At 68.8% G+C, this 4,008-nt stretch carries 4 protein-coding genes; 2 read left to right on the forward strand and 2 right to left on the reverse strand.

Annotation, left to right across the window (positions count from 1 at the left end):
* The first annotated feature begins 302 nt into the window (after positions 1–302).
* Together HUK84_RS11775 and HUK84_RS11780 are read left to right on the forward strand one after the other, a co-directional pair.
* Positions 303–1,613 carry a multidrug effflux MFS transporter gene (locus tag HUK84_RS11775; protein WP_176640463.1) on the forward strand — a complete coding sequence of 437 codons (1,311 nt, stop codon included), beginning with the start codon at positions 303–305 and terminating at the stop codon, positions 1,611–1,613.
* Positions 1,614–1,807: 194 nt separating this feature from the next.
* Positions 1,808–2,338, forward strand: coding sequence for an adenine phosphoribosyltransferase (locus HUK84_RS11780; RefSeq protein WP_176640464.1), 531 nt, complete (start codon positions 1,808–1,810; stop codon positions 2,336–2,338).
* A 57-nt stretch (positions 2,339–2,395) separates the two neighbouring features.
* On the opposite strand, the gene accC is transcribed toward HUK84_RS11780, so the two are convergent.
* Positions 2,396–3,739, reverse strand: coding sequence for an acetyl-CoA carboxylase biotin carboxylase subunit (accC, locus tag HUK84_RS11785; RefSeq protein ID WP_176640465.1), 1,344 nt, complete (start codon positions 3,737–3,739; stop codon positions 2,396–2,398).
* Positions 3,739–4,008: acetyl-CoA carboxylase biotin carboxyl carrier protein (locus HUK84_RS11790; RefSeq protein WP_281362801.1), on the reverse strand; the 270-nt coding region annotated here is incomplete at its 5' end. The genes HUK84_RS11790 and accC, both read right to left, overlap by 1 nt.

Consider the following 4,008-nt stretch of genomic DNA (forward strand, 5'->3'; position numbering starts at 1 on the left):
CATGGCTGGCAGGCGGCGCTGGCGGCGGGGCTGTTCGCGGGCTCGGCGCTGCTGGGACTGTGGCTGATGCGCCGCCTTGCATCGGGCGGCGACGCCCCCGACATGTCGTGAAAGTGCCATCTTGCCGCCCCAACCCGCCGACAGGCTGACCCTGCGGTGTCCCTTGGCGCGACGCCCGGCGGCTAAGCCCTGTTGCGATCATGCACCGCTTAAAACGAAACGCAGTCCTTCGGCAATTAGATGATGAAAAGCGGCGGGCCAGTGGGATAGTAGGGCCCGACGATCTCCAACGGAGTGCCGCCATGGCGTCTTCCGCCTTAGCCACGAGATCCGACGATGCCCCTGTTTCTGCCCCGGTCGCCGGCTTCATGAGCTGGATCGCGATTCTGCTCGGGTTCCTGACCGCTGTCGGGCCGGTGTCAACGGATATCTATCTTCCCGCCTTTCCGGCGCTGGAGGCGTCGCTGCACGCGCCGGCCGGCTCGGCGGAAATGACGCTGGCGGTCTGGTTCGTCGGACTGGCGGTGGGACAGATCACGATGGGGCCGCTGTCCGACCGGTTCGGGCGGCGGATGCCGATGCTGGTCGGCACGCTGGTCTATACGCTGGCCTCGGTCGGCTGCGCGCTGTCGCCGGGAATCGTCAGTTTTTCGACCTTCCGCCTGATCGCGTCGCTGGGGGCGTCGGCCAGCCTGGTGATCCCCAGCGCCTGCGTGCGCGACATGTCCCACGGCAACGAGGCCGCGCGCCTGATGTCGCGGCTGGTGCTGGTGATGGGGGTGGTGCCGATCCTGGCGCCGACCCTGGGCGGCTTCGTGCTGGCCTTCACAAGCTGGCGGTCGATCTTCTGGGCGTCGGCGGCCTATGGGCTCGTCTGCACCTTCCTGGTCGCGCGGGTGCTGCCCGAGACGCTGGACCCCGCCAATCGCAGCGAATTCTCGCCGATGGCGCTGGTCAGCCGCTACGTGCTGCTGGTGCGCGACCGGGGCTTCATCACCAATGCGCTGGTGGCGGGGTTCAGCGCCTTCATGTCCTTCACCTATCTGTCGGCCGCGCCGTCGGTGTTCATCCATCTGTTCGGCTTCTCGCCGGCGCAGTTCGGCATGCTCTTCGGCGTGTTCGCCGTCTGCATGATCGGGGCGTCGCAACTGAACGGGATGCTGGTGGGGCGGATCGACGCCGCGCGCATCCTGGGCCGGTCGGTGGGGCTGGCGGTGCTGGGCACGCTGGCGATGACCGTGGTGTCGATCGTCATGGCCTTCGCCATGAAGGGCGGGGCGACGCCGCACGGCCTCGCGCTGGTGCCGCTGGTGCTGGCGATGATGCTGGCGCTGGGCACCACGGGCATCATCGGGCCGAACGCGACGGTGGGGGCGATGGCCGACCATCCGCGCCTGGCGGGCAGCGCCTCGGCCTTCATCGGCACCTTGCAATATGTGCTGGGCGCCGTGGCCGGCGCCATCGTGGGCATGCTGCCCCGCACGACGCCCGTGCCGATGGCGGGCGTGATGCTGATGGGGGCGGTGGTCATGCGGATGATGGTGCTGCTGCGCCCCGCGCGCCGCACGTCGGCCGAGACACTGTCGCCGGCCGACATGCCCGCGATGCATTGACGGCGCCCGACACGCCACCCCCGCGATCGGGTGCGGCCCTTGCCGGACGGGGGGCGGCTTGTTACAGCAACGCGGTTTGGCCCGGCGGGACCGATCCCGCCATTTCTTTGTATGACGCGTATCTTTACGTGATAAGGCCGCGGGCCGCCGCGCGACCGGCCGGCCGCTGGCATGGGATGGATTTGGACAGGGACATGACGACCGCCTCGATGGATTTGAAGCAGCATATTCGCGGCATTCCGGATTTTCCCAAGCCGGGGATCCTGTTTTACGACATCTCCACCCTGATGCGGAACGCGGATGCGTGGCAGGTGGCGATGGGAAGGGTGACGCACGGCGTGGCGCCCTGGGCGCCCGACATGCTGGCGGCCATCGAATCGCGCGGCTTTCTGACCGCGGCGCCGCTGGCCAGCCGCCTGGGCTGCGGCCTAGTCATGCTGCGCAAGCCGGGCAAGCTGCCGGGTGAAGTCGTGTCCCACACCTACGACCTGGAATATGGCAGCGACACGCTGCAGATCCAGACCGACGCCATCGTCCCGGGCCAGCGCGTGGTGGTGATGGACGACCTGCTGGCCACGGGCGGCACCCTGGCGGCCTCGGTCGCCCTGCTGCGCAAGGTCGGGGCGAACGTGGTCGGCGCATCGGTCATGGTGGAACTGCGCGCCCTGGGCGGCCGCGCGCGCCTGGACGTGCCGGTGCAGGCACTGGTGTCCTACGACGACTGAGGCCAGGCCGGGCGGTTTTTCCAGGCCGCCCGGCCTGTCGGTGCCTTTTCGGCGCCTTCAGCCCTGCGCGGCCACGAACCGTTCCAGCCAGTGGATCGTATACTCGCCCCTCTGGAATTCGGGGTCGTCGAGGATCTTGCGGTGCAGCGGGATCACCGTCTTCACGCCTTCGATCACGAACTCGTCCAGCGCGCGGCGCATACGCGCGATCGCGTCCGCCCGGGTCGGGGCGTGGACGATCAGCTTGCCGATCATGCTGTCGTAATAAGGCGGCACCCGATAGCCGGCATAGAGCGCGCTGTCGATGCGTACCCCCAGCCCGCCCGGCGGGTGATACATGGTGACGGTGCCGGGGGTGGGCAGGAAGGTCGCCGGGTCCTCGGCATTGATGCGGCATTCGATCGCATGGCCGCTGAAGCGGATATCCGCCTGGCCATAGCCCAGCGGCTCGCCCGCCGCGATGCGGATCTGCTCGCGCACCAGGTCGACGTCGCAGACCATCTCGGTCACCGGATGTTCCACCTGCAGGCGGGTATTCATCTCGATGAAGCAGAACTGCCCGTCCTGATAGAGGAATTCCAGCGTGCCGGCGTTGCGGTAGCCCAGCCTGGTCAGCGCGGCGGTGGCGGTGGCGCCGATCGCGTCGCGCTCCTCGGCCGTCAGCGCCGGCGAGCCGGCTTCTTCGAGCAGTTTCTGGTGCCGCCGCTGCAGCGAGCAGTCGCGCTCGCCGAAATGCACGACGTTGCCGTGCGTGTCGGCCAGGATCTGCAATTCGATATGCCGCGGCCGGTCCAGGTATTTTTCGAGATAGACCTCGTCATTGCCGAAGGCGGCCTTGGCCTCGGTGCGCGCGAGGCTCCAGGCCTCTTCCAGCTCGTCGGGGCCGCGCGCGACCTTCATGCCGCGGCCGCCGCCGCCCGCCGCCGCCTTGATCAGCACGGGATAGCCGACCTCGTCCGCCACCCGGCGGGCCTCGGCCAGATTGGCCAGCGCACCGTCCGAGCCGGGGACCAGCGGCACGCCCAGCGCCTTCATGGTCGTCTTGGCGGTGATCTTGTCGCCCATCATCCGGATATGGTTCCCGGTCGGGCCGATGAAGGCCAGGCCGTGGGCTTCGACCGTCTCGGCGAAATCGGCGTTTTCCGACAGGAAGCCATAGCCCGGATGGATGGCCTCGGCCCCCGTGATGGTCGCCGCCGACAGGATCGCCGCGACGTTCAGGTACGAGTCGCGCGTGGCCGGCGGGCCGATGCACACGGCCTCGTCCGCCAGGCGGACATGCATGGCGTCGGTATCGGCGGTGGAATGGACCGCCACCGTGCGGATCCCCAGCTCGCGGCACGCGCGCAGGACCCGCAGGGCGATTTCGCCACGATTGGCGATGAGGATCTTGGAGAACATTACTCGATGATGGCCAGGGCTTCGCCGAATTCGACCGGATCGCCCGATGCGACCAGCAGCCGGGTCAGCGTGCCGGCACGGGGCGCCCTGATCTGGTTGAAGGTCTTCATCGCCTCGATCAGCATCAGGGTCTGGCCGGCGGCGACGCTCTGCCCCTCGGTCACGAAGGGGGGCGAGCCCGGATCGGGCGCCAGATAGGCCACGCCGACCATCGGGCTGGTCACGGCGCCCGGGTGCTTGGCCGGATCGGCCGGCGCCGCGGCGGGGGC

Origin of the sequence: Nguyenibacter vanlangensis, assembly GCF_013376155.1 — a bacterium.
Taxonomy (GTDB): Bacteria; Pseudomonadota; Alphaproteobacteria; order Acetobacterales; family Acetobacteraceae; genus Gluconacetobacter; species Gluconacetobacter vanlangensis.